The sequence below is a fragment of the Leifsonia xyli subsp. cynodontis DSM 46306 genome, assembly GCF_000470775.1.
In the GTDB taxonomy this organism is placed as follows: Bacteria; Actinomycetota; Actinomycetes; order Actinomycetales; family Microbacteriaceae; genus Leifsonia; species Leifsonia cynodontis.
Map to the genome: position 1 here is coordinate 2,611,310 of NC_022438.1, position 23,405 is coordinate 2,634,714.

20 protein-coding genes and 5 pseudogenes are annotated in these 23,405 nt (G+C 70.5%); 10 read left to right on the forward strand and 15 right to left on the reverse strand.

Annotated elements, in window-relative coordinates; all coding sequences use genetic code 11:
• Positions 1-441: 441 nt before the first annotated feature.
• From O159_RS12560 to O159_RS12570, 3 genes and pseudogenes are all read right to left on the reverse strand, one after another.
• Positions 442-1,242, reverse strand: coding sequence for a glycoside hydrolase family 3 protein (locus O159_RS12560; RefSeq protein WP_021756152.1), 801 nt, complete (start codon positions 1,240-1,242; stop codon positions 442-444).
• Between the two features lie 134 nt (positions 1,243-1,376).
• A pseudogene (locus O159_RS12565) lies at positions 1,377-1,808 on the reverse strand (SDR family NAD(P)-dependent oxidoreductase); the annotation flags it as partial.
• Positions 1,805-3,223 (reverse strand): annotated as a pseudogene (locus O159_RS12570) (DUF6421 family protein). The pseudogenes O159_RS12565 and O159_RS12570, both read right to left, overlap by 4 nt.
• A 322-nt stretch (positions 3,224-3,545) precedes the next feature.
• On the opposite strand from O159_RS12570, the gene O159_RS12575 reads away from it, so the two are divergent.
• Complete coding sequence (locus O159_RS12575; RefSeq protein WP_021756156.1) at positions 3,546-4,487, forward strand: SDR family NAD(P)-dependent oxidoreductase; 942 nt, start codon at positions 3,546-3,548, stop codon at positions 4,485-4,487.
• Positions 4,488-4,503: 16 nt separating this feature from the next.
• A pseudogene (locus O159_RS12580) lies at positions 4,504-5,935 on the forward strand (APC family permease).
• Positions 5,936-6,004: 69 nt separating this feature from the next.
• On the opposite strand, the gene O159_RS12585 reads toward O159_RS12580, so the two are convergent.
• Complete coding sequence (locus O159_RS12585) at positions 6,005-6,847, reverse strand: exodeoxyribonuclease III (RefSeq protein WP_021756158.1); 843 nt, start codon at positions 6,845-6,847, stop codon at positions 6,005-6,007.
• 110 nt (positions 6,848-6,957) lie between these two features.
• On the opposite strand from O159_RS12585, the gene pyrE reads away from it, so the two are divergent.
• Both pyrE and O159_RS13525 read left to right on the forward strand, forming a co-directional pair.
• The gene (gene pyrE, locus O159_RS12590) at positions 6,958-7,506 is read left to right on the forward strand and encodes an orotate phosphoribosyltransferase (protein WP_021756160.1); all 549 of its coding nucleotides are present in this window, start codon (positions 6,958-6,960) and stop codon (positions 7,504-7,506) included.
• Positions 7,503-9,401, forward strand: coding sequence for a hypothetical protein (locus tag O159_RS13525; RefSeq protein ID WP_021756162.1), 1,899 nt, complete (start codon positions 7,503-7,505; stop codon positions 9,399-9,401). The genes pyrE and O159_RS13525 overlap by 4 nt, the downstream gene beginning before the upstream one ends.
• A gap of 9 nt (positions 9,402-9,410) precedes the next feature.
• On the opposite strand, the gene O159_RS12600 is transcribed toward O159_RS13525, so the two are convergent.
• Entirely contained in the window at positions 9,411-9,977 is a 567-nt protein-coding gene (locus tag O159_RS12600; protein WP_236609497.1) for a DUF4303 domain-containing protein, read from the reverse strand.
• Between the two features lie 34 nt (positions 9,978-10,011).
• Entirely contained in the window at positions 10,012-10,848 is an 837-nt protein-coding gene (locus O159_RS12605; protein ID WP_043993801.1) for an HAD-IIA family hydrolase, read from the reverse strand.
• Between the two features lie 96 nt (positions 10,849-10,944).
• Here O159_RS12605 and O159_RS12610 point away from each other — a divergent pair, with 96 nt between their 5' ends.
• Positions 10,945-11,601, forward strand: a complete 657-nt coding sequence (locus O159_RS12610) for a TrmH family RNA methyltransferase (RefSeq protein ID WP_021756164.1) — start codon at positions 10,945-10,947, stop codon at positions 11,599-11,601.
• A gap of 113 nt (positions 11,602-11,714) precedes the next feature.
• On the opposite strand, the gene O159_RS12615 is transcribed toward O159_RS12610, so the two are convergent.
• The 5 genes from O159_RS12615 to O159_RS16085 are packed head-to-tail and all read right to left on the reverse strand — an operon-like array spanning position 11,715 to position 15,910.
• Entirely contained in the window at positions 11,715-12,323 is a 609-nt protein-coding gene (locus tag O159_RS12615) for a metallophosphoesterase family protein (RefSeq protein ID WP_236609498.1), read from the reverse strand.
• 18 nt (positions 12,324-12,341) lie between these two features.
• Positions 12,342-12,560 (reverse strand): metallophosphoesterase, encoded by a 219-nt coding sequence (locus O159_RS16080; protein ID WP_236609499.1) that lies wholly within the window; start codon positions 12,558-12,560, stop codon positions 12,342-12,344.
• Positions 12,561-12,606: 46 nt separating this feature from the next.
• Positions 12,607-14,460: a YhgE/Pip family protein gene (locus O159_RS12620; protein WP_021756165.1), complete on the reverse strand. Its 1,854-nt coding sequence runs from the start codon at positions 14,458-14,460 to the stop codon at positions 12,607-12,609.
• Positions 14,457-15,173, reverse strand: a complete 717-nt coding sequence (locus O159_RS12625) for a hypothetical protein (RefSeq protein WP_021756166.1) — start codon at positions 15,171-15,173, stop codon at positions 14,457-14,459. The genes O159_RS12620 and O159_RS12625 overlap by 4 nt, the downstream gene beginning before the upstream one ends.
• The gene (locus tag O159_RS16085; RefSeq protein WP_407929772.1) at positions 15,170-15,910 is read right to left on the reverse strand and encodes a TetR/AcrR family transcriptional regulator; all 741 of its coding nucleotides are present in this window, start codon (positions 15,908-15,910) and stop codon (positions 15,170-15,172) included. Before O159_RS16085 ends, O159_RS12625 begins: the two co-directional genes overlap by 4 nt.
• An 87-nt stretch (positions 15,911-15,997) precedes the next feature.
• Here O159_RS16085 and O159_RS16950 point away from each other — a divergent pair, with 87 nt between their 5' ends.
• Positions 15,998-16,480, forward strand: coding sequence for a recombinase family protein (locus tag O159_RS16950; protein ID WP_407929773.1), 483 nt, complete (start codon positions 15,998-16,000; stop codon positions 16,478-16,480).
• Here O159_RS16950 and O159_RS12635 read toward each other — a convergent pair.
• A pseudogene (locus O159_RS12635) lies at positions 16,477-17,432 on the reverse strand (IS481 family transposase). The gene O159_RS16950 and the pseudogene O159_RS12635 sit on opposite strands and share 4 nt — an antisense overlap.
• Positions 17,433-17,593: 161 nt before the next feature.
• Positions 17,594-17,878: a hypothetical protein gene (locus tag O159_RS12640; RefSeq protein WP_021756169.1), complete on the reverse strand. Its 285-nt coding sequence runs from the start codon at positions 17,876-17,878 to the stop codon at positions 17,594-17,596.
• A 173-nt stretch (positions 17,879-18,051) separates the two neighbouring features.
• Between O159_RS12640 and O159_RS12645 the strand changes: the two genes are divergently transcribed.
• Positions 18,052-19,368, forward strand: a complete 1,317-nt coding sequence (locus O159_RS12645; protein WP_021756170.1) for an adenylosuccinate synthase — start codon at positions 18,052-18,054, stop codon at positions 19,366-19,368.
• 177 nt (positions 19,369-19,545) lie between these two features.
• Here O159_RS12645 and O159_RS12650 read toward each other — a convergent pair whose 3' ends face one another.
• Together O159_RS12650 and O159_RS16090 are read right to left on the reverse strand one after the other, a co-directional pair.
• Complete coding sequence (locus O159_RS12650; RefSeq protein ID WP_269078394.1) at positions 19,546-20,643, reverse strand: GNAT family N-acetyltransferase; 1,098 nt, start codon at positions 20,641-20,643, stop codon at positions 19,546-19,548.
• A complete protein-coding gene (locus tag O159_RS16090; RefSeq protein ID WP_021756172.1) occupies positions 20,644-20,832 on the reverse strand; it encodes a hypothetical protein in 189 nt (62 codons plus the stop codon). It abuts the gene before it with no gap.
• Between the two features lie 178 nt (positions 20,833-21,010).
• Between O159_RS16090 and O159_RS12655 the strand changes: the two are divergent.
• The 3 genes and pseudogenes from O159_RS12655 to O159_RS12665 all read left to right on the forward strand — a co-directional run bounded on the left by O159_RS12655 (position 21,011) and on the right by O159_RS12665 (position 23,404).
• A pseudogene (locus O159_RS12655) lies at positions 21,011-21,744 on the forward strand (ABC transporter ATP-binding protein).
• The gene (locus O159_RS12660; RefSeq protein ID WP_021756173.1) at positions 21,741-23,072 is read left to right on the forward strand and encodes a hypothetical protein; all 1,332 of its coding nucleotides are present in this window, start codon (positions 21,741-21,743) and stop codon (positions 23,070-23,072) included. Before O159_RS12655 ends, O159_RS12660 begins: the two are co-directional and overlap by 4 nt.
• A 17-nt stretch (positions 23,073-23,089) precedes the next feature.
• Positions 23,090-23,404, forward strand: a complete 315-nt coding sequence (locus tag O159_RS12665) for a chorismate mutase (protein ID WP_021756174.1) — start codon at positions 23,090-23,092, stop codon at positions 23,402-23,404.
• Position 23,405: the final 1 nt, after the last annotated feature.

Sequence of the window (23,405 nt, forward strand, 5' to 3'; positions counted from 1 at the left end):
CCTCCGGAAGGTGGGGGAGCACGAGCCGCAGCGGGATGTGCCGGTTCAGCGGGGAGACGCCCTTCAGCACGAGGCCGCCCGGGGCGTGGGCGAGCCCCTCGGCCTGGAACCCGACCATCCCGGGCGTGAAGCCGAGGTCGACGACGAGGTCCGCCCGCTCGGCGTGCGCCGCCCAGGCGGCGGGCAGTTCGCCCGCGATCCGCAGCCAGGTGGTCGACCGGGGCGCGCCCCACGGATCGCCCGCCGTCATCGGTTCGAACCGGGCCGCCGCCGCGGTCGCGAACGGCACCGGTTCCCCGGGCGCGGTCCAAGCGCGCACGGTCAGCGGGACGCTCTCGGCCGCGATCCCCGGACGCACCCGGTCGCGCAGCAGCCGGCGCAGCCGCCCCAGGACGGCCGCGCGCTCAGCGCGCACATGCTCGGCGGTGGTTCGGTCTGCGCTCATCGGCGGCTGTCCTCCGTGGGTCGGGTGGCGAGCGGGGGTCGGATGGTGAGCGTGCGGCGTTGGGCGCCCACGGCGACGGTCAGGGTGGTGGTGGTCTCGGCGAGCGGTGCGCGCTCGGGAGCGGGGACGAACAGACCCTCCGCGGGCAGGTCCAGAACGAGCGTCGTCCGGCCGTCCGGCGGCAGCGTCACTCGGCCGAACGTCAGCAGCTCGGCGCGCCGCGGCACCACGATGGAGCCGTCGCGGCGGGCGAAGACGAGCACCAGCTCCTCGGCGGCACCGGCCCAGCCCCGGCCCGGTGTCGCGGCCAGCTCGACCCGTACGGCGTCGGCGTCGGCGCTCGCCGCGATCAGCTCGACCCCGGCGTAGCCGAGCCCGTGTCCGAGCGGGAAGAGCTCCGGCTCTGGCGCGTCCCGGTAGACCCCGGCAGCGGGATGCCGGTCGTCGCCGTGTGCGGGCACCGTCCCGGGGTGGGCGGGCAGCGCCGCCGCGAGCCGTCCGGTCGGCTGCCGGTTGCCGCAGAGCACCGCGGCGATCGCGTCGGCGCCCTCCGGCCCGGGGTAGGCGCAGAACAGTGTCGCGTCGGAGCGCGCGACGACCCCGGCGAGCACATACGGCCGTCCGGTGACCACGACCGAGACGAGAGGCGCGACGGTCAGGCCGCGCAGGGTCGCCAGCAGCGCATCCTGGTCGCCGGGCAGCAGGAGCGACGCCCGATCGACGCCCTCTCCGGTGTCCGCGGCGCCGTTCTCGGCGAAAGCGTCGTCGAAGCGCCGGTGGCTCGTCCCACCGAGCACCGCGATGACGCGGTCGGCCCCGGAGAGGGCGGCGCGCAGCTCGGAGCCGGGGATCCCGTTCTCCGGCCACGGTCCGGTGACGACGGCGATCCCGTCGCGGCCGGCGCGCTCCCGAAGAGCGGCCAGGCGTCGGCGGCCGCTTTGGCCGCGGCGTAGTTCGCGCCGCCCGCGGACGGCGACTCGACCGCGGTCGAGGAGACGATCGCGAGCCGGCCGGCCGGGGAGGCCGCCAGATCGTCGGCGAACACCCTGGTCGTGTTGCGCGGGGTGCGGAAGCCGCGCTCCAGGAAGTCCCAGTCCTCGTCGCTCTGGCCCGCGAGGCCGCCGCCGCGCCAGCCGCCGACGAGGTGGATCAGCCCGTCGAGCGCCCCGAAATCGCGGTGGATGCGCATCGCCAGCTCGGCGACCGAGTCCCGGTCGGCCAGGTCGCCGGCCTGGGCGCCGACGCCGGGGACCGCCGCGATCAGCGCCTCCAGCGCCTCCCGCCGCGTCCCCACCGCGAGCACGGTCGCGCCCGCGACCAGCACGAGCCGGCCGTCGGCCCCGTGGGGCGCCGGGCCGGTCATGCCGCGTCCGTCGTGCCCGTGATGCCGGCCGTCGACTCGATGACGCCCGCCATTTTCTTGCTCAGCGCCTCGTAGAACATCGACAGCGGGAACTCGTCGTCCAGCACCGCGTCGGTGTAGCCCTTCGGCGGGCCCGCCAGGATCTCGTCCGGGAGCCCGCGCGCCCACTGCGACGCGGGATGCGGCGTCAGCGTCCGGGTGAGCATCTCGTACGCGGCCAGCCAGTGCGCGACCTTGGGCCGGTCGATCGAACGCCAGTACAGCTCGTTGATCCGGTCGCTGAGGGCGACCACGACATCCGGCGCCGCGTCCCAGTCGATCGTGAGCCGGGTGTCGGTCCAGTGCAGTGCCTCGTGCTGGTGCAGCCACGCGAACAGCAGCTGGCCGCCGAGCCCGTCGTAGTTGCGGACGCGGCTGCCGGTGATCGCGAACCGGAAGATCCGGTCGAAGATGACCGCGTACTGCACGAGTCTCGCGTGCTCGCGGATCGTCTCGTCCATGTCCTCCGCCCGCGCGAGCCGCACCGACTCGCGGAAAGCGGTCAGGTCGCAGCGCAGCTCTTCCAGCGAGTAGAGGAAGAACGGCATCCGCTGTTTGATCATGAAGGGGTCGAACGGCAGGTCGCCGCACATGTGGCTGCGGTCGTGGATGAGGTCCCACATCGCGAAGGTCTCCTCCGTGAGCCGCTGATCCTCCAGCATCCGGGCGGCGTCCTCCGGCAGCTCCAGTCGGGCGATCCCGGCCGCGGCCCGCACGACGCGGCGGTAGCGCGCGGCCTCGCGGTCCTGGAAGATCGCTCCCCAGGTGAAGGCAGGGATCTCGCGCATCGACACCGTCTCCGGGAACAGCACCGCGGAGTTGGTGTCGTAGCCGGGAGTGAAATCCACGAATCGAAGCGGCACGAACAGCTTGTTGCCGTAGTCGCCGGCTTCCAGCGCGCCGATGAATTCGGGCCAGATGACCTCGACCAGCACGGCTTCGACGAACCGGTCGGCGCTGCCGTTCTACGTCTGCATCGGGAAGACCACGAGGTGACCGAGTCCGTCCACGCGGTGTCGCTGGGGCTGGAACGCGTTCAGCGAGTCAAGGAAGTCCGGGACGCCGAAGCCGTCGTCGGCCCAGCGCGCGAAGTCCCGCTGCAGCGCGGTCAAGTACGCCGCGTCGTGCGGGAAGCCCGGGGCCAGCTCGGCGATCGCCGCCGCGATCACAGCAGCGTGCCCAGCAGCGGCCGGGCGGGCGGACTCCGGCTCGATCGAGCCGTCCCTCGCCTGCATTCCCTGTAGCGCGACCGCGGCGCCCTTCAGCCGGAGCCACGCGGGATGCTCTGCCAGCTCCCGCACGCTGCGGCCGTCTTCGACGACCTTGGGCTCTCCGACAATCGCGTCCGGAGCGATCTGGTGGACGGACTGAGACATGACGAACCTCACCGTCGTTGGGTTGTGGCCGCTGAGACGCGGGCCGAGCGCGAGCGCGGTGTGCGCTCCCACCGAGCCTATCCGCGCGGATAGGGAGATTTTTTGCTCATTTCGGCGTATTCGTGCTTGAAAGCTGGCGTCCGCGCAGGAAATGGGATCAGGTGACGCTCGTGGTGTCCGCTGGCGCTGTGCTCTGTGCCGGGATCGCGGTCTCGCCCACAGCCGGAGCCGGAGCCGGACCAGGAGCCGGAGCCAGCGCAGCACACCACGACTGCCAGGCTGCCCAGGATGGATAAGGGTCAGCGCGCCCGAGGAGTTTGCGATGATGGAGACATGGCGAGAACGGTTCGGGGCGCGCGGGTGCTCATCACCGGCGCGGTCTCCGGCACGGGGCCGCTCTACGCGGAGCGCGCTGCTCGAAGGAGCCCGTGCGGTCGTCCTCTGGGATCGCGACAAGAGCGCCCTCGCCCGCCTCACCGACCGTCTGCGTCAGGAGATCCTCGCCGGGCGCGCCGGCGGCTGGGGCTCTCCGCCCCGCTCGCCCAGTTCGGCCGCCGGGCGTCCGGAGACCAGCGTGCATCCCCACGTCATCGACGTCGGCGAGCTCGGGGCCATCGCGCAGACCGCTCAGGCCGTCCGCAGGGAGATCGGCGGCATCGACATCCTGATCAACAACGCCGGCATCGTGCGCGGCAAGCTGTTCTGGGAGCACGACAACGGCGACGACATCCGCCCGACGATGCAGGTCAATGCGCTCGCTCCGATGTACATCCCCCGCGAGTTCCTGCCCGGGATGCTGACCAGCCCCCGCGCGGCTCGCATCGTCACCATCGCCCCCGCTGCCGGCGGCCTGGCGAGCCCGCGGATGAGCGTCTCCGTTGCGAGCAAGTGGACCGTGATCGGGTGGAGCGACAGCCTCCGCTTGGAGCTGAAGCGCGAAGAAGGCTACGACCGGGTCAAGATCACCACGGTCGTCGCGGGCTCCACCGGCGCCGGGACGTCCGAGGGCGCTCGGGGTCTGCTGCGGACGCCCCTCCTGACGCCGGAGCAGGTGGTGGACCGGGTGTGGCGCGCCATGCTCACGGGCCGGCCGATGCTGTCGCTCCCGTGGCCGCTCGGGCTCGCGAAGCTCCTGGAAGGAGTGTGCTGCCGACGCGGGCGTTGGACGCGCTGGCGGCATGGCCGTTCGGTGTCCACGGGCCGGTTGACGGGGCCGCCGGCGGCTCCTGAGGGCGTGCGCCTCCGCCGCCGACTCAGCCGATAGCCCGCACAACGGTGCGGTGGCCTGGACCCAGGTCGTCAAGACCGTCGAAACCGAACAGCCGGAGCTGAAGCGGGCACTCGGACCGGGCCTGCTGCTGCTGTTCATCGTCGGCGACATCCTCGGCACCGGCGTCTACGCCCTCACCGGCCAGGTCGCGACCGAGGTCGGCGGAGCCGCATGGCTGCCGTTCCTGCTCGCCTTCGCCGTCGCGACGTTCACCGCGTTCTTCCTACTTGGAGCTCGTGACCAAGTATCCGCAGGCCGCGGGAGCGGCGCTGTACACACACAAGGCGTTCGGCGTCCACTTCTTCACGTTCATCGTGTGCTTCATCGTGATGACCTCGGGAATCACGTCCGCCTCCACTGCCTCCCGCGCCTTCGCAGTGAACCTCAGCATCGGCTTCGGCATCTCCAACGACAACGTGACCACCCTGCTCGTCGCCCTCGCTTTCATCGTGCTGATCATGCTCGTGAACCTCCGCGGTGTCACCGAGAGCGTCTGGCTCAACGTCGTCCTGACCCTCGTCGAGCTCTCGGGTCTCCTCCTCGTGATCTTCATCGGCCTCTGGGCGGATCTCCGGCGGCAACGCCAACTGGTCCCAGGTCGTCGCCTTCGAGACCCCGGAGGACAAAGGCGTCCTTCTCGCCGTCAGCACGGCGACCTCCCTGGCCTTCTTCGCGATGGTCGGCTTCGAGGACTCGGTGAACATGGCCGAGGAGACCAAGGACCCTAGCAGGATCTTCCCCCGGATGATGCTCAGCGGTCTCGGCATCGCCGCTGTCATCTATGTGCTGGTCTCCATCACCGTCGTCGCCCTCGTCCCCATCGGCAAGCTCGCCGGCAGCGAGGCTCCTCTGGTCACCGCCGTCCAGACCGCCGCCCCGGACTTCCCCATCGCCGGTCTGCTGCCCTTCATCTCGATGTTCGCCGTGGCCAACACCGCGCTCATCAACATGATGATGGCCAGCCGCCTGCTCTACGGCATGAGCAAACAGGGCGTCCTCCCGCCCTTCCTCTCCCGGGTGGCCCCGAAGCGCCGCACTCCGTGGGCGGCCATCCTCTTCACCAGCGCCCTCGCCGTCGGTCTCATCGCCTATGTCTCTCTCGACCCTCAGGGGTCGATCGTGGCCCTGCTGGGCGGCACGACCTCGCTGCTCCTGCTCGCCGTGTTCGCTGTGTGAACGTCTGCGTGCTCGTGCTCCGCAAGCAGCCGGTCGGCCACGGGCACTTCCGCACCCCGATCGCGCTGCCGGTCATCGGTGCAATCACCTGTCTGTACTTGGTGTTCCCGTGGACCTCGGGACGCTCACAGGGACAGTACGGGATCGCGCTGGCCCTCCTCGCGATCGGGATCGTGCTCTGGGCGGTGACCCGGCTGTGGACGAGAGCGGCGGGGCGCAGGGAGGGAACCCGTTCGACGGAGGCAACCCGTTCGTCCGGCCGATAGCGGCTGACCGTCTCCGGTTCTCTGCCCGGTGAGTCCCGGGGAGGCCGCCGCAGGCCGGGAACACTCCGCTCAGCGGAACATCGGCCGGTCGTCCGCGTCTTCCGGGCGGTCGTCCGCGAGCTCGACCAGCACGGGGACGTGATCGCTCGGCGCGTCGCCCTTGCGCTCATCGCGGTGGATGCTGGCGTCCACGACCCGGTCGGCGAACGCCCGCGACCCGAGGACGAAGTCGATCCGCATGCCTTCGTTGCGCGGGAAACGCAATTGCTTGTAGTCCCAGTAGGTGTACCCCTCGGGAACGATCGGGCGCACCACATCCGTCAGCCTGGCCTTCTCGAACGCGGCGAACGCGGTGCGCTCCGGCGGGGAGATGTGCGTCGAGACGTCCGGGATCAGGCTCGGGTCGCCGACATCGGAGTCCAGGGGGGCGACGTTCCAGTCGCCCATGAGCGCGAGCGGCAGCTCGGGGTCCTCCGCCAGCCAGCTGCGCGCGTTCGCGAGGAGCGCTGCCAGCCAGTCGAGCTTGTAGGCGTAGTGCGGGTCGTCGAGCGCCCGGCCGTTCGGGACGTACAGGCTCCACAGCCGCACGCCCTCCACCGTCGCCCCGATCGCGCGCGCCTCCGTGGGCAGGCCGGGCCCATAGTGGCCCTTCAGGAAGCCGGGCATGTCCGGGAACCCGATCTCGGGCTCGTCGATCGGCAGCCGGGAGGCGATCGCCACCCCGTTCCACTGGTTCAGCCCGTGCAGCACGACCTCGTATCCGGCCTTCTCGAACGCCTCGTGCGGGAACTGCTCGGGTTTGCACTTGATCTCCTGCATGGCCAGCGCATCCACGTCTTCCCGGACCATCCAGTCCACCACCCGGGCGACTCGGGTGCGGATGGAGTTCACGTTCCAGGTGGCGACACGCATGCCCTGATCGTATCGGGGAGCGCTGACGCCCGTCTCGCCCCCGGGCGCATCCTGCGCCGGATGCGCCCGAACCCCTGCATACGGTGCGTTCGCCCCATAGAATCGCAGGTGTGACCGACCCACGACAGCAGCTCATCGACTACATCTCGGCCGAGGCCGTCTTCCGCGGCGACTTCACCCTGACCAGTGGCAAAAAGGCCAGCTACTACGTCGATCTGCGCAAGGTCAGCCTCGATCACCACGTTGCGCCGCTGATCGGCCAGGTCATGCTTGAGGTGATCGCCGGCATCCCGGACGTCGTCGCGGTGGGCGGGATGACGATGGGGGCCGACCCTGTCGCTGCCGCCATCCTGCACCAGGGCGCTGCGCGCGGGCTCGCCTATGACGCCTTCGTCGTGCGCAAAGAGCCCAAGGACCACGGCCGCGGCAAGCAGGTCGAGGGCCCGGACCTCGCCGGCAGACGCGTCATCGTGCTCGAAGACACCTCCACCACCGGTGGTTCCCCTCTCACAGCGATCGAAGCCCTGAAGAGGGCGGGTGCGGAGATCGCCGCCGTCGCTGTCGTGGTCGACCGCGACACCGGCGCCCGCGAGGCCATCGAAGCCGCGGGCTACCCCTACTACGCCGCCATCGGCCTGAAGGAGCTGGGGCTCGAGTGACCGACCATCGCGACCCCGAGCGTCCGTCCACCGGAGAGGAACCGGAGAGCGAGGCCCCCGCGCCCGCCGTGCCCGAGTTCGGGAGTTCGGAGTGGCTGCTCGCGCAGCTCACCGGTGGACGCCGGGCGGAAACGCCAAGTCCGCCGCCAGCCGGGGCGGCCCGACGCGACACGGCCGGGGAGGCCGCGCCGGGTGCTGCCGTGTCGCGGGGCGCCAGCGCGCAGCGGGATATCGCCGAGCTGCGGGCTGTCGCCCCGCGACGGCGTGCCACCACACCGCCGGATGAGAAGCCGACGGCGGACGCTCCGGGGGCGGTCGAGGATGCGCCGGCCGAAGCTGCCGCGCCGGTCGAACCGGATGCCGCTGAGAAGCCCATTGCATCGCCCGCGCTCGTCGCCTCCGGCTTCGAAGCGCTTCTGAAAGAACCCGAGGCGGAACAGGCGGAGGAGCCGGCCGAGGCCAGATTCGCGTGGAATCTGCGGCTTTCCGAAGACGCGGCGCAGAGCGAGGAGGCCGCCGGTCAGTGGTTCGAGGAAACGAAGCCTCGTGCGGCTCCGGAGGCGGCTCCCGTGCCGTCCTCGGCCCCCAGCTTCGAGCCGTCGAGCCTCTTCACGCCCCTCACCCGGCCTCGCCCATCGGCGGGGAACGAGCCAGAGCCCCCGGCCGGGTCAGGCGAAGAGCCGGAGGCGCCGCCCGCGGAGGAGACGGATGCGATGCTCAGGGGGCTGCTGTCGCCGGCGACGAGCGCGTTCGACGCGTTCCGCCTCACGGACGCAGCGGTCGCGGTTCCCGGCGACGAGGGCCTTTCCGGGCTGCCGGAGCCGGACCAGACCGAGCCCGAGCCGCCCGAGCAGGACCAGACCGAGCCAGACAAGGCGGATGACGGCCTCGCGCTGCTCTTCGGCGCTCCCGCCGAGGAGGAGGAACCCGAGGCCCTCGCGACGCAGACGCGGACGGAAGCCGACCCGGCCATCGCTCCCCGGCGCGCGTCCACGGGCGGCAGCCTCCTTTTCCCGCCGCTGGAGGCTGCGGCTCTGGAAGGACCGCAACTCACTGCGCCGACAGAGAGGGTTGCGGTCGAGGCGCTCACCGCCCGTTTCGAGCCGTGGGCCGATCTCGCTGAGACGGCCACGCTGGACGCGGCCCGCACACCGGAGGCCGCAGCGTCCGCCACGGCCCCGCCGATCGGGAACCCCCCATCTGTCCCGGCCGCTCCGTCCGCGACCGCTGCGTTCGAGGGCTCCGACTTCGCGCCAGCCGCACCCGCCCCTCCCGCGCCCCCGCGTTCGCCGGCGAGCAAGCAGACCCGCTCGCTCCTTCTGGTGGCCGGGGCTCTGGCGGTCGTCCTCCTGCTCGTCGGTCTGTTCGCGCTCGGGATGGCCATCCCGTCGCTGCTCGGCGCTCCGTCGGCGAAGCAGCCGGCCGCCGGAGACGCGTCGGCGATGTCGACCGCTCCTGCGGCGGCGACGCCGGCGCCGACCATCACCCCGAAGGCGGCCACCGCTGCCGGAGCCGGGGTGCATTCGTGGCATTCCCTCGGCGGCGGTGAGTGCATCGAACCGTACACCGGTCCCTGGGCCGACACGTTCACTGTGGTGGACTGCGCGGCGCCGCATGCCGCACAACTGCTGTACACCAACCTCTTCTCGGCCGACCCCGCCGCGTCCTACCCGGGAGCCGACACGCTCGCGGGGCAGATTAATGCGCTCTGCACGGCGCCGGGCGTGATCGACCTCGCGGCGGCGGGCTCCTATCCAGACCTGCAGGTTCAGGGAACCTTCCCGGCCACCGAGGCCCAGTGGGCGTCCGGCCAGCGCTCCTACTACTGCTTCGCCAACCGGTCCAGCGGGCAGCCGCTGACCTCGTCGGTCGCAGGCCCCGGACCCACGGGCTGACCCCGGCGGTCAGCGTATGCCGGGGCCGGTCAGCGCATCCCGAGGTCGTGTTCGTAGCGGACCAGCGCGCTCGCGGGGTTGAGCGATCGGGCCCGGGCGATCAGCTCGCCGAGAGTGTCCGCGCCGGGGAAGCTGAGGTTGAGCACGACGGCGTTCCGCCGCTCGCCGCTGCCGAAGAACCCCTCGGCGTCCAGGTCGGAGAGCGCCCCGCTGAGACAGCCGAGGAGGGCCTCGCCGGTCGCGGGCGGGCGGTCGAACGGGGTAGCCGAACTCCTCGAACAGTGCGGCCACCGGACGGAAGTGCTCGTCGCCGTACAGGTCGTACGGCGAATCGTTGACCGACCAGCGCAGCTCCTCGGGCCGGCGCTCCACCCCGTCCGCGCGCAGTTCCGCCACCGCGCGGTCGAGGCCCTCGATCGAGGCGGCCGTCGGGGCGGGCCGGTGCGCCAGCGGGGTCGTCCAGAGCCCGAAATAGTAGAAGGTGTCGTCTGGATGCGCGGTGCGCAGAGCGTTCCACGCGTCCCGCGCGGCTTCCCGCACGGCCATCCGGATGAGGGTGAGCGACTCGGGTGTCACATCCCGCATGGTGGTGCTGCTTTCTCGTGGTGCGTCAGAACTCGGACTCGACCGGTTCGTGTACGACGAGGGCTTCCACGCCCGGGAGGATCTCGTCCGGGCGGAACGGATAGCGGTCGATCTCCGCTTGGTCGCTGATGCCGGTGAGCACCAGGATGGTGTGGAGACCGGCCTCGATGCCCGCGAGGACGTCGGTGTCCATCCGGTCGCCGATCATCGCGGTGTTCTCGGAGTGCGCGCCGATGCGGTTGAGCGCGGAACGGAACATCATCGGGTTGGGCTTGCCGATGACGTAAGGCTCCATACCGGTCGTTTTGGTGATCATCGCGGTGACCGCTCCGGTGGCGGGCAGCGGCCCCTCGGCGCTCGGCCCGGTCGCGTCGGGGTTCGTCGCGATGAACCGTGCGCCCTTGCCGATGAGGCGGATGGCCTTGGTGATGGCGTCGAACGAGTAGCTGCGTGTCTCGCCGACAACCACGTAGTCCGGATTCGTCTCCGTCATGATGAATCCGGCCTCGTGCAGCGCCGTGGTCAGACCGGCCTCGCCGATGACGTAGACGTTCCCGCCGGGATTCTGCTGGCGGAGGAAGTCGGCGGTCGCCAGAGCGGAGGTCCAGATGGACTCCTCGGGCACGTCCAGGCCGGACGCGCGGAGCCGGGCGGCGAGATCGCGCGGGGTGTAGATCGAGTTGTTGGTGAGCACCAGGAACGGTGTGCCCTGATCCCGCCACTGCTGAATCAGCTCCGGGGCGCCGGGCAGGGCCTGGTTCTCGTGGACGAGCACACCGTCCATGTCGGTGAGCCAGCATTCGATCTCGTCGCGCCGCGTCACGGGAGCCCCTTTCGCTGGAGAAGTGACGCTCTCAAGCATATTGCCCCGAACATTGCCGTGAGGTTTCCCGCAGGTCCGGGCTTCCCGGGAACGCCGCCGGGGCGAGGGGCCATGCAGCGCGGATACCCTTGACCGGTGGACAACTCGGAGCACGCAGCGCCGGGGCAGGCGACCCCTAGCCCCGAACTCACCGCCCACGGCGTCGGTCCCTGGCCCGGCGTCTGGCCCGCGGACCCCGTCTTCGACCCCGAACTCCTTCGGACCGGAGACACCCGCAATGTGATCGACCGTTACCGCTACTGGCGGATGGAGGCGATCGTCGCGGACCTCGACCAGCATCGGCATCCCTTCCACGTCGCCATCGAGAACTGGCAGCACGACATGAACATCGGCTCGATCGTCCGCAGCGCCAACGCGTTCGCCGCGGACACGGTGCATATCATCGGACGGCGTCGCTGGAACAAGCGGGGAGCGATGGTCACAGACCGTTACCAGCACCTCCAGCACCATGACGATGTCGAGTCCTTCGTCGCCTGGGCGCGCGCGGACGGCCTCCCGATCGTGGCGGTGGACAATGTTCCCGGTTCGGTCCGCATCGAGACGACCGGGCTGCCGCGGGAGTGCGTGCTCTTGTTCGGGCAGGAGGGTCCGGGGCTCTCCGAGCCGGCGATCGCGGCTGCGGACACGGTGGTGGAGATCAGCCAGTTCGGCTCCACCCGGTCGATCAACGCGTCAGCGGCGGCCGCTGTCGCGATGCACACGTGGGTCGTGCAGCACGTCCCGTTCGCGTAGCGGGGTGATGGAAAAGGAGGAGACAAGAGGCGACATGCCGCTTACCAGCAGAAAAGGAGGAGAACAAGGTCTTCTTCTGCCGGATTCCCCTCCGTTTCCGACGGAACCGCATTTCAGCCCTCGCCCCGCCAGCCCGCATCGGCGGCGATCCCGGCCACCGCTTGCGCGTCGAGGGCGTAGACGGTCTCACCGTCGCCCTCGGCCGGGACAGCGACGACATGCGCTCGCGCGGGTCCGTTCGCGGGAAGGTCGATCAGCGCGAAGCCGGACCCCCGCACCGCCCGTTCCCCCGGCGGCGGCCACAGGACGTCCGTCGTGTTCGCGACGGCCGGCGCCACGACGATCGAGATGCCGCGCGCACCGCCCGCGGTCACGAGCGCGTGGTGGTAGTGGCCGGCGAGGATCAGCCGGACATCCCCGGACGAGCACACCTCGAGCAGCGGCTCGGGGTCGACGAGGCGGAGCGTGTCGAAGAGCCCGGTCGTCGGCGGCGCGGGCGGGTGGTGCAGGACGACGGCCGTCCCGTGCTCGGACGGCTCCGCGAGAGCCTCGGCGAGGCGGTCGAGCCGGGCGGTGTCCATGCGCCCGTAGCCGGCGCGGGGCACGCTGGTGTCGACGGTCAGGACGCGGAAGCCGTTCACGTCGAGTTCGCGCTCGCGCGGCCCGAGCACGGACTCGAAGGCGTCCGGCAGATCGTGGTTTCCCATCGCGTACGCGACCACCGCCCCGCGTTCGGCCGCTCACGGTTCGAGCCGTTCCTGCAACAGCCGGTACGACGCGGGGCTGCCGTCGTCGGAGAGGTCCCCGGAGGCGGCCACCACATCCACGGCGCCCAGCGACGAGGCGTGCGCCAGCACCCGGTCGAGGGCGGCGAGCGTGTCGACGATCCCGTAGTGCAGCCGGCCGTCGCCGCGCAGGTGCGTGTCGCTGAGGTGCAGAATGCGTAAGCGTGCGGTCACGAGGCGAGTGTAGCCGGGGCCGCCGACACTCGGCCCCGGCCCCGCCTCAGCTGATCAGCGAGGGCTGAAGATCGCGCAGGGTGCGGAAGTGCGTCATCCGGGTCACCCCGATCGCCGCCAGCAGCAGCGCGACGAGCAGCCACAGCGCCAGCACGCCCGCATCCGCCCACGCCGTCGCCGGGTTGCCGCCATACATCAGCTGGCGGATGCCGTCCACGGCATACGACATCGGCAGGACGTGGTGCAGTGCTGCGAGCGGACCGGGGAGCGTCTGCCAGGGGAACGTCCCGCCCGCCGTCACCAGCTGGAGCACCATCAGCACGAGCCCGAGGAACTGCCCCACGCTTCCGAGCCACACGTTCAGCGCGAGGATGATCGCGGCGAAGGCGGCCGAGGCGAGGGCCATCAGCCCGTACATCCCGAGCGGGTTCTGGATGCCGAAGCCGAGGGCTCCCGACACGATCGCGAACAGGCCGACCATCTGCACCGCCCCGAGCAGGGCGGGGGTCAGCCAGCCGGCGAGGGTGATCTTGACCGGCGAGTGCAGTGCGGTGATCGCGCGGCGGGAGACCGGCTTGATGATCAGGAACAGCGCGTAGATGCCGATCCAGCCGGCGAGGGCGACGAAGAACGGCGCGAGGCCCGCGCCGTAGGTTCCGGCGGAGGTGATCGACTCGTTCTTCAGGCTCACCGGGTCCGCGATCGTGGACGCCTGCTTTTTCTGCAGATCCGGGGAGGTGTCCGGGATCTGGCTGACGCCGCTGGCGAGACCGTCGTGCAGGTGTGCCGCGCCGTCGTGCAGCGTGGTCAGACCGTCCCGGAGCTGGGCGGCGCCCGAGGCTGCGGCGTTCGCGCCCAGAGCGAGCTGCGCCGCGCCGGACTGCGCCTCAGCCGATCCGGCGGCGACCTGGGCCGCCCCGGACGCGACCTGGCTGGCGCCGGCGGCGAGCTGGCCCACCGGGCCGACGGCCTCCTGGATCTGGGCGTTGCCCGACTGCACCTTGCCGTCGATGTCGCTGAGGGCGGCCTGAACCTGGGCGATAACCGCGGGGTCGGCTCCGTCGTTCTGCAGCTTCTGGACGAGCTGCTGTCCGGCGGCGGGGGCGTCCGCCGCCAGCTGCGCGGCGGCCCGGCTGGCCTGCGCCGCCTTCGCGGCGAGCTGGCTGTTCCCGGCGGCGACCTGGGCGGCGCCGGTGGAGACCTGTTGCGCCCCCGAGGTGAGTTCGCCCAGTTTTTCTGCCAGGGTGTGCGAGCCGGTCGCGAGCTGCGCCGTCCCGTCGGCGAGCTCGCTCGCTCCCGATCGCGCGGTGCCGCTCCCCTCGGCCAGCTGCTGCGCGCCGTCCGCGGCTGTGATCAGGTTCGATCGGATATCGGCGAGACCGAGAAGGAACCGCTGCGCCGCCTCCTCGTTCACCCGCTTGACGATGGAGGTGCGGATCTTCTCTCCGGCCTGGGCGCCGATGGTCGAGGCGAGATAGCTGTTCGTGTCGTTCGTCGTGAGGGTGACGACCGCGCGGTGCGGGCTCGAACCGGAGGCCGAGGCGAGGGCTTCGGAGAAGCCCGCCGGGAAGGTGATGCTGAAGTCGTATTTCGAGTCGTCCACACCCGAGGCCGCGGAACCGGAGGCGACGCGGTGCCACTGGAACGCGCCGTCCTCGATGAGCTGGCCGGCCACCTGGTCGCCGTAGTTGATGCTCTTGCCGTCCACGGTCGTGCCGGTGTCGTCCACGACGATGGCCGCCGGTATCCGGTTGAGATGGGCGTACGGGTCCTGGTTGGCCCACAGGTAGAGGCCGCCGTACAGCACGGGGACGCACATCAGTGCGATGAGCGCGACGATGGCCATCGGGCTGGCGGTCAGCCGGCGGAACTCCGCCGCGATCATCTGCGGGATCTTCACGCGCGCTCCTCGGCCTGTTCGGGTTCGGTCATGACCACATCGGGGAGAGCGTCGGTGTCGTCGCGTCCGGGGTCTTCGTCGAAGGTCTGGGGGCCTCCGGTCTCGTCCAGTCGGGAGACCAGGGATTCCGCCGCGATGGCGGCGGCGGAGGCGTCGCCCGCGACGATGAGCACCGCGATGCCGCGTCCGGCGAGCTCGCGGGCGAACCGCCACCACTCGACCGGATCGCCGCCGTGCCGGTCGGGGGAGACGATGACGAGCCCCTCCACGCTCTTCCGCATCAGCGCGAGCTCGGCGAGCAGACGGATGCGGACCGTCGGCGGCACCGTCCCGATGGCGTAGCGCGCGAACTCCGAGGCTCCGAGCTCGGCCAGTCGCCGGTTGACGGCGAGGGGGGAGGAGGACCGCCCGGCGAACATGAGCTCCTCCGCCGCGATCCCGGCGACGGTGACATCCGGGGCCGGCTCGCACACATCGGTCGCGTCGATGAGGGCGACCCTGCGGCGCAGAGCCGAGGCGTCGGTCGCCCCGTCGATCGTGACCGTGCCGGCGTCGGGACGCATCCGCCCGGAGGCGATCAGGCCGAGGACGGCCGGCCGCTGCTCGGTCTCGGCCCGGGCGAGCGTGGCCTGGCCAGTCTGGAAGGTGAGGGAGGTGGGCGGGAGGGCCGCGTTGCGCGGGTCCTTGGCGACGCTGTCGAGCACGATCCTCATCGGATGCTCGCCCCCTCGGCCTGCACAGCCTCGAAGGCCAGCTCGGGGGTCCCGTCGATCAGCGTTCCGGCCTCCTGCCATCCCATCCCGGCCGCGGACAGCCCGGCCAGCATGACCAGCCGGTGCCCGTCGGCGTCGGAGAGCCCGGTGCGCGTGGCCTCGTCCAGCACGGAGACGGCGGCGTTCTCGATCAGCCGGGTGACGGTCTCGCGATCGAGGTCGGCGCGGATTGCGCCCGCGGCCATCCCGCGCTGCACCGTCGTGCGCAACCGCTCGCGCGCCGGGTCGAGCGCTGTGACCACCTCGGCCCGGTGCGGACCGCGGACGGCCAGCGCCGCGCTGACCCGGATGTGCTCGACCCCGGCCCAGAGCGTCGCGCCGTACAGGGCGATCTCGACGCGGGCATCCGGATGCGACACCGGGCCGAGCAGGGCGGCGAGGCGGGCGGCGCCCCGGGTGAACACCGCGGTCAGCAGCTCGTCGCGGGTGGCGAAGTGCCCGTAGATCGCGCGGCGGCTGAGCCCGGCGCGCGCGGCGATGGTCTCGAGGGAAGCGTCGATGTCCTCGGTGAACGCCGCCGCCGCGGCCACGAGGATCGCCTCCCGGTTCGCGGTGGCGTCGCGCCGGGGGGTGCGGGTGGGGTTCGGCATGGCGCTATCGTAATCATATTGCACAGTACTGTGCAAATTCTCCTCGAGCTGCCCTTTCCCGGCCTTGGGGAACATCGGTATAGCCATTAGCGGTAAGCGGTAGACAAATGTGTCTATTGGTGGAGCTCGCTGGTCAGTGATGTTCCCCAAGGTCGAGCACGTGCGCCCGGCGACATACTCGCCGTCCAAGAGGTCGACCGCCTCGGCCGCAACCTCCTCGAAGGCCTCGTCGTCCTCAACGACCTGTTCCAGCGAGGCGTCGCTGTCAAGGTCCTGGACGGCATCGCTGCCGGCGAGCACACCGAGCGCTCCCTCATCCTCGATATCGCCCTCGCACTGTCCGAAGACCGGCGCCGCGACATCGCCACCAAAGCCAAGAACGGGCTCGATGCGCCCGACGTGCCGGGCGCATCGGAGGACGTCCCACCGTCGTCGACGACGACAAACGCGCCGCCATCCACGCATGACGAGCACGAGGCGAGTCCATCCGCACCATCGCCCTGCCATCTCCATCGGCGTAGTCCACAAGACCCTCACCGAAACAACGTCGCCGAGCCCGGGCCAGAGCTAAGCGCTACGCGCCGGTCCATTGCGACTCAACCGGCGCGTCCAGATAGTTTCTGGACATGGCAACGCCCAAGGACTTCGATTCCCTAGCTGTGCTGCCCAGGGACGTTGTGAACGCGTTCGGCGGGGGTTGAGCCTGCGATGCCGGTGTGGGGTCTGTGGTGATTGTAGTGATGGAGCCAGGTTTCGTAGCTGGCTGCGCGGGCTGCGTCTGATTCGTAGGTCTGGGCGTAGGCCCATTCGCTGGCGAGGGTGTGGTTGAAGCGTTCGGCTTTTCCGTTGGTCTGCGGCCGGTAGGGACGGGTGCGGCGGTGTTTCACCTGGTCCTGAGTGCGTCGGCGAACATTTTGGAGCTGGTAGCAGGAGCCGTTATCGGTCATCACCGCGGTCACAGCGATGCCGTGACCGTTGAAGAACTTGCGGGCGCGAACCCAGAACGCAGCCGCGGTCTCCTTGCGTTCGTCTTCCAGGATCTCGGAGTAGGCCAGACGGGTGCAGTCATCGACCGTGTGATGCAGAAACGCGTAACCGTGCCCGCATTTGCCACTGTTGCGGCGACCGGCCTGTTTGCCCACCTTGCGCCATCCGCCGCCGGCAGGGATCTTCCCGAGCTTCTTGATGTCGACATGCACGAGCTGACCGGGAGCCTGCCTCTCGTAACGGGTCGGCTTCGGCTTACGCACCGGAAGATCGGTGGACTGGTCAAGATGGTGCAGCAATGGCATCCGGTATCGGGCCAGCACTCGCCCGACCGTCGAGCGTGGAATACCGAGGTGGTAGCCGATGCGGTGTATTTGGTGAACCGGAGCGATAAAATCCGCCGCTCACGTCGCCTGGAGAGCCGCGACGGCGAGGAATAGGGACGAGAAGGACGGTCGATCAACGGCATCTCGGACCGGTATCGACTCGCCCACCGGTACGCGGTTGCCGGTGAAACCTGGAAACGCTCGGCTGCCCGCCGAATCGCCCAACCGTCGTCGATGATGAGTGATGCAAGCCGACGACGCCCTTCCGGCGTCAAAGGCGCGTTATCGTGAGTCACGAAGACCTCCGTGGAGCGGATGTGAGGGTGGTGCCCACATCGTCCCGGAGGCCTTCGCCTACCTCACCCGTTCACAACGTTTCGGGGAAGAACAGCTAGAGTTTGGCTGCGAGGACTGACCCGCCTTTAAAAACGGCCGCTGGGCCATGACCGTGTGCGGGTCACCGCTCCTTGAAGTATTGAAATAGCTTATCTTCACGAATACTCAGGACCATCCAGCCGCTGCCGATGAATGCACCCACGGAGCTCGCCACCAATGTGCCTGCGAAGACCCCTAAAAGGGTCATATGCAGTCCGTCAGAAAGCGCCGCCACCGCAAGCGCGAGAGGCGTCACGATGGTGGCCGCAGCTACAAGCACGAACACGATCTCGAATACCGACATGACCCAGAGCTGGCGGCGGTGGAATCCGACATGGAGGAGCGACGCGTACTCCAACTTGCGCATCGCCCCGGCGAACGCTGCCCGTCCCGCTCCCCACCGCCGTTTTCCCCGCACCGGCGCTGCTCGCCTCCACCGGGCCCGGCGCAGGATGGCCTTCCGGCCGCCCGCGATAGGATCGGATGCGACGCCCGTGCGCCCCGGCGGCGGCGCGCCCGTCCACCGAGAGGATACGAACAGTGCCCGCGATCGTGATCATCGGCGCCCAGTGGGGCGACGAAGGCAAAGGGAAAGCCACCGACCTCCTCGGCAGCCGCATCGACTACGTGGTCAAGTTCAACGGCGGCAACAACGCCGGGCACACGGTCGTCGTCGGGGAGGAGAAGTACGCGCTGCACCTGCTGCCGTCGGGCATCCTGACCGAGGGCGTCACACCGGTCATCGCCAACGGCGTCGTCGTCGATCTCGACGTGCTCTTCCAGGAGCTGGACGGCCTCATCGCCCGCGGCGTGGACGTCTCCCGCCTCAAGGTCAGCTCCAACGCGCACGTCATCACGCACTATCACCGCACGATCGACAAGGTGACCGAACGCTTCCTCGGCAAGCGCCAGATCGGCACGACGGGCCGTGGCATCGGACCGACCTATGCAGACAAGATCAACCGCGTCGGCATCCGCATCCAGGACCTCTTCGACGAGAACATCCTGCGCCAGAAGGTCGAAGGGGCGCTCGACCAGAAGAACCACCTGCTCGTGAAGGTCTACAATCGCCGCGCCATCGGCGTGGACGAGATCGTGGACGATCTGCTGAGCTATGCCGAGCGTCTGCGCCCGATGGTGGTCGACTCCTCGCTGCTGCTGCACGAGGCCTTGGAGGACGGCAAGTATGTGCTGTTCGAGGGTGGCCAGGCCACCATGCTGGATGTCGACCACGGCACGTACCCGTTCGTCACCTCCTCCAACTCCACGTCCGGTGGCGCAGCGACCGGCTCGGGAATCGGCCCGAACCGCATCGACCGCGTGATCGGCATCGTCAAGGCGTACACCACGCGCGTCGGGGCGGGCCCGTTCCCGACCGAGCTGTTCGACGACTGGGGCGAGTTCGTCCGCGAGCGCGGCTTCGAGTTCGGCACCACCACCGGCCGGCCGCGCCGCACCGGCTGGTACGACGCCCCGATCGCCCGGTACACCGCGCGCATCAACGGCGTCACCGATTTCGTGCTGACCAAGCTGGACACCCTCACCGGCATCGAGCGCATCCCGGTCTGCGTCGCCTACGACGTGGACGGCGTGCGCCACGACGAGGTGCCCGCCTCCCAGAGCGACTTCCACCACGCGAAGCCGATCTACGAGGAGTTCCCCGGCTGGACCGAGGACATCGGCGGCGCCCGCACCTTCGAGGATCTCCCGAAGAACGCCCAGGACTATGTACACGCCCTGGAGCGCATGTCCGGCGCACGCATCTCGGCGATCGGCGTTGGCCCGGCTCGCGACGAGATCGTCGTGCGTCACGACCTCGTGGGCGAGGCCCCCTCGTCCGCCGCCGCTTCTCGCTGATCCCCGCCAGCCGATCCTCCTCGCCCCGTCGGCAACGGAGGGCATTCGCGCATCTCTCGCGCAGAACTCCTCCGTTCTCTGCGTTCCCTCCGGGTCTTCGGCACGATCTCCTCCTTTTCCGGCCCTGTCGGATCGCGGGCGTGCCTTCTCCGCGTCACGCGAGGCGGGCGGCGGGCGTCAGAACCATGTGCTCAGCCGCGGCGGCGCCGCCGTGCGGAACAGCCGGTCGAGTGTGGCGACATCCCCGCGGATGCGCCCGGCCACGCCCAGCGCCCGCGCGCTGTCGTGCCCGAGGTACACGCTCCCGAGCGCGGCGACCGGCAGGGTCGCCTCCGCGGCCTCGTCCGTCCGCTCCACCCGTCCAGCGCCGCCGGCGACCGTCAGCCGATAGCGCCCGGCGGCGATCCCGAGGTCGTCGCCCACCTCCAGCACGAGCGAGCCGTCGCGCTCGTAGCTGCGGGCTTCGAGGCTGGCCGGGACGTCCAGGATGCGTACCCGCAGGTGGTCTTCGACGCTGGTCAGCTGCGCGCCGCGGACATCGGAGACGAGCGCTTGCAGCGGTTCGTCCACACCGCGGGTCGACGCCTTCACAACGGCGACCAGGTCGAGCTCCAGCAGGAAGCGCCACAGGGCGGTGAGGGCGGCGTCGGTCGCCGCGGCGAGGTAGTGAACCTCGACGGCGTTGCGGACCACGTCGTCGGTCCCCGTCACGGTGAAGCCCACGAAGCCCTCCGGCTCGCCGGCAGGGGAGTCGTAGCGGACCAGGCGGTGCCTCTCCCGATCGGGGGCGCCGCTCAGCGGCCCGATGAGCTGGTCGGCGAGGAAGGGCGTCATCCCGATCTCCCCCGCCCGCGCGGCCATCGCGCGATCCAGGACCCGGCGGCCGGTCTCGCGGTACTCGTCGGGGGAGGTGAAGGCCAGGCGGCCGGGGGCGTCGCCACCGGCCCAGCGGACCCGCTTGGTGTCGACGGCCCAGGAGGCCGCGTACGTCGCCGGCCCGAAGCCCCAGCGGCCGTAGATGACCGACTCGGAGACGGTGAGGGCGGCCACCGGGACGCCCAGCCGGTGCGCGGTCCGCAGCTCGGCCCCGAGCAGGGCGGTCGCCATCCCGCGCCGCCGGTGCGTGGACGAGACGGTGACCGAACTGATCGCCCAGGCGTTGAGTGTGCCCCCGCCGGGGACCGTCAGCGGCGCGACCCACGAGCTGACGGTGCCAACCGGCCAGGCGTTCGGCAGGCGGTCGTCGTAGACCGCCGTCGTGCGCCGGTCGGCCAGTTAGCCCCGGGCCTCCGCGAGCGTCTCGTCGCTCGGCTGCCGGTCGTGGAACCCCCGGAAGCTCGACCGGATCCACTCCGTGAACGCGGCCTCGTCCGCCGTGTCCGTCAGCGCCAGCCGCAAGCCGTTCGCGGCGAGGGCGCGGGCCGAGTGCTCGTCGAGGGATGCTGTGCGGTACGTCTCTGCCATCCCTCCACCGTAACGACGTCCGGCGCTCCGCTCGGTGCGGGGTGTTCGGGGCTGTGCGTCACCGCGGTGGCACACCCCTCTGTCGTACCCCGGGACGACATCGCGCGGATGATCCCGGCGACCCGGGATGACGCCCGCGGAGGATGCGCCGGACCGCTCGCGGCGGAAGGCTGGGGCCATGATCGAGAACACCTCCCCGCCCGCGCCGCCGACTCTCCAAGCCTTCGGCCTCTCAAAGTCCTACGGGCCCGTCGCGGAGCCCGCGCTGGCCGGTGTCGACTTCCGTCTCGAGCCCGGCGAGTCCGTCGCGATCATGGGCGCCTCCGGGTCGGGCAAGACCACCCTGCTGCACTGTCTCGCTGGCATCGTGGCCCCCGACTCCGGCACGGTCGTCCTCGACACCGTGCGGGGCCCGCTGGAGATCACCGGCTCGGCGAATCCGAGCGCTCCCGCCTGCGCCGCGAGGCTTTCGGGTTCGTGTTCCAGCAGGGCCTCCTGCTGCCCGAGCTGACGGCGATCGAGAACGTCGCCCTGCCACTGCTGCTCTCCGGGGCCAGCCGCACCGCGGCGGAGCGCAACGCCGCGGCCTGGCTTGCCGCGCTCGGTCTCGGCGGCTTCGAGCAGCGCCGCATCGGCCAGCTCTCCGGCGGCCAGGCCCAGCGCGTCGCCATCGCCCGCGCCCAGGTGACGGGCGCTTCGATCGTCTTCGCCGACGAGCCGACCGGAGCCCTGGACTCGCGGACCTCTGGCGAGGTGATGGATGCGCTTCTCACCGCCACCACCGGCCGCGGCCGGTCCCTCGTCGTCGTCACACACGACGAGGGCGTCGCGGCACGCTGCTCCCGTCTCCTCCGCTTGGCCGACGGCCGCATCGTGGCCGACGCGCGCACCAGCACGGAGCGGACGCGATGACCACCCTCCGCCTCGCCTGGCTCTTCGCCCGTCGCGGCGCGACCGACCGCGCCACCATCGTCCTCCCCGTCGTCGCTTTCGCCGTCGCCACCGCCCTGCTCCTCATCGTCGCCGGCGGGGCCCAGACCTTCTTCTCCTGGAACGACCAACTCGCTTTCTTGTATCAGGTCCTGGCCGTGCTCACCCTCGCGCTGCTCGTCGTTCCCCTTGTCGCGCTCGGCGGCTCCGCCGCTCGTCTGTCGGCCCGCCGTCGGGACGAGCGCCTCGCCGGTCTGCGCTTGCTCGGCGCCTCGCCCGCGCTGGTCTCTTCGCTCACCGTCATCGAGTCGACCGCTCTCGCGCTGCTCGGCGCGCTCGCCGGTGTCGTGCTCTACCTGCTCGCTGTCCCGTTCGTCGGTCTCCTCTCGTTCCGCGGTTCGCCGCTCGGCTCGGCCGTGCTGCTCGCCCCCGGCTGGATCGTGGCCGCTGTGCTCGGCCTCGGCGTCCTCGCTGCGGCGAGCGCCGCGCTGGGACTGCGCCGGGTCATCCTCTCGCCCCTCGGGGTGCGGACCCGGCAGCGGCCGCAGCGCGCCCACTGGCTCCGTGTCGTCATCGGCTCGGGCGCGATCGCGGGCGCTTCTGTCCTCATGGGCATGATCGGGCTCGTGCAGAGCATGGTCGGCCTGCTCACCGTCTTCGCGGTCGGCTTCGGGGGCGCGCTCGCCGTGCTGAACCTGATCGGACCGTGGGCGCTACGGCTGGACGCTGCACACCAGGTGAGGCGGGCGGCGACCACGCGCAGGCTGATCGCGGCGCGTAGCGTCCTGGAGTCGCCGAAGGCCGCGTGGCGGCAGGTCTCCGGTGTGGCGATGACGAGTTTCACCGCCGTTTTCGCCGGGGTGGGTATGGCGCTGCTGGACTCCGTGGGCAAGCAGTTGGACCGGGACTCGCGCCTGCTCGTCGCCGACATCCGCACCGGTGTCGTCACCACCATCGTCGCCTCTTTCCTCATGGTCGCGTGCTCGGCGGGCGTGAACCAGGCGGCGGCGGTGCTCGACCGCCGCGATCTCTACGTGAGCCTCGACCGGCTGGGGATGCCGGTGGCCGAGATGGACGCGGCCCGCGGCCGGGCGGTGCTCTCCCCGTTGCGCTTCACGACGATCGGCTCGGCGGTCGCCGCCGCGGTCGTCGTCCTGCCGCTGACCGGGATCAGCCTCATCCTGTCGCCGCTCAGCCTGGCGGTCGTCGCCGGTTGTCTCGCACTCGGCATCCTGCTCGTCTGGGTCGCGCTGTTGGCGACGCGGCCGGTGCTGCGGAGGGTTCTCGCCTATCCAGAGCCGGCTCTGTGACCCTATAGTGTCGTCTCATGGCTGAGAATGACTCGACGGCGGAGGCTCTCGTGCGGCTGCGCGGCATCCGGCAGAGCATCGACAACATCGACGCGGCGGTCGTCCACATGCTCGCGGAACGGTTCAAGTTCACGCAGCAGGTCGGAGCGCTGAAAGCCGAGTACGGCCTGCCGCCCGCCGACCCGGAGCGCGAGCGCGAGCAGATCGACCGGTTGCGGATGCTCGCCGAAGAGAGCCACCTCGATCCCGGCTTCGCCGAGAAGTTCCTGAACTTCATCATCGCGGAGGTCATTCGCGAGCACGAGCGGATCGCCATCGGAAACGGCCCCTGAC

Excerpts from the sequence above, each read along its gene's own strand:
- O159_RS12575 (WP_021756156.1), top strand. The coding sequence starts at position 3,546 with ATGATGGAGACATGGCGAGAACGGTTCGGGGCGCGCGGGTGCTCATCA.
- O159_RS12585 (WP_021756158.1), bottom strand. The coding sequence starts at position 6,847 with ATGCGTGTCGCCACCTGGAACGTGAACTCCATCCGCACCCGAGTCGCC.
- O159_RS12605 (WP_043993801.1), bottom strand. The coding sequence starts at position 10,848 with ATGCTTGAGAGCGTCACTTCTCCAGCGAAAGGGGCTCCCGTGACGCGG.
- O159_RS12625 (WP_021756166.1), bottom strand. The coding sequence starts at position 15,173 with ATGAGGATCGTGCTCGACAGCGTCGCCAAGGACCCGCGCAACGCGGCC.
- O159_RS16085 (WP_407929772.1), bottom strand. The coding sequence starts at position 15,910 with ATGGCTATACCGATGTTCCCCAAGGCCGGGAAAGGGCAGCTCGAGGAG.
- O159_RS12640 (WP_021756169.1), bottom strand. The coding sequence starts at position 17,878 with ATGCGCAAGTTGGAGTACGCGTCGCTCCTCCATGTCGGATTCCACCGC.
- O159_RS16090 (WP_021756172.1), bottom strand. The coding sequence starts at position 20,832 with ATGGCAGAGACGTACCGCACAGCATCCCTCGACGAGCACTCGGCCCGC.
- O159_RS12660 (WP_021756173.1), top strand. The coding sequence starts at position 21,741 with ATGACCACCCTCCGCCTCGCCTGGCTCTTCGCCCGTCGCGGCGCGACC.
- O159_RS12665 (WP_021756174.1), top strand. The coding sequence starts at position 23,090 with ATGGCTGAGAATGACTCGACGGCGGAGGCTCTCGTGCGGCTGCGCGGC.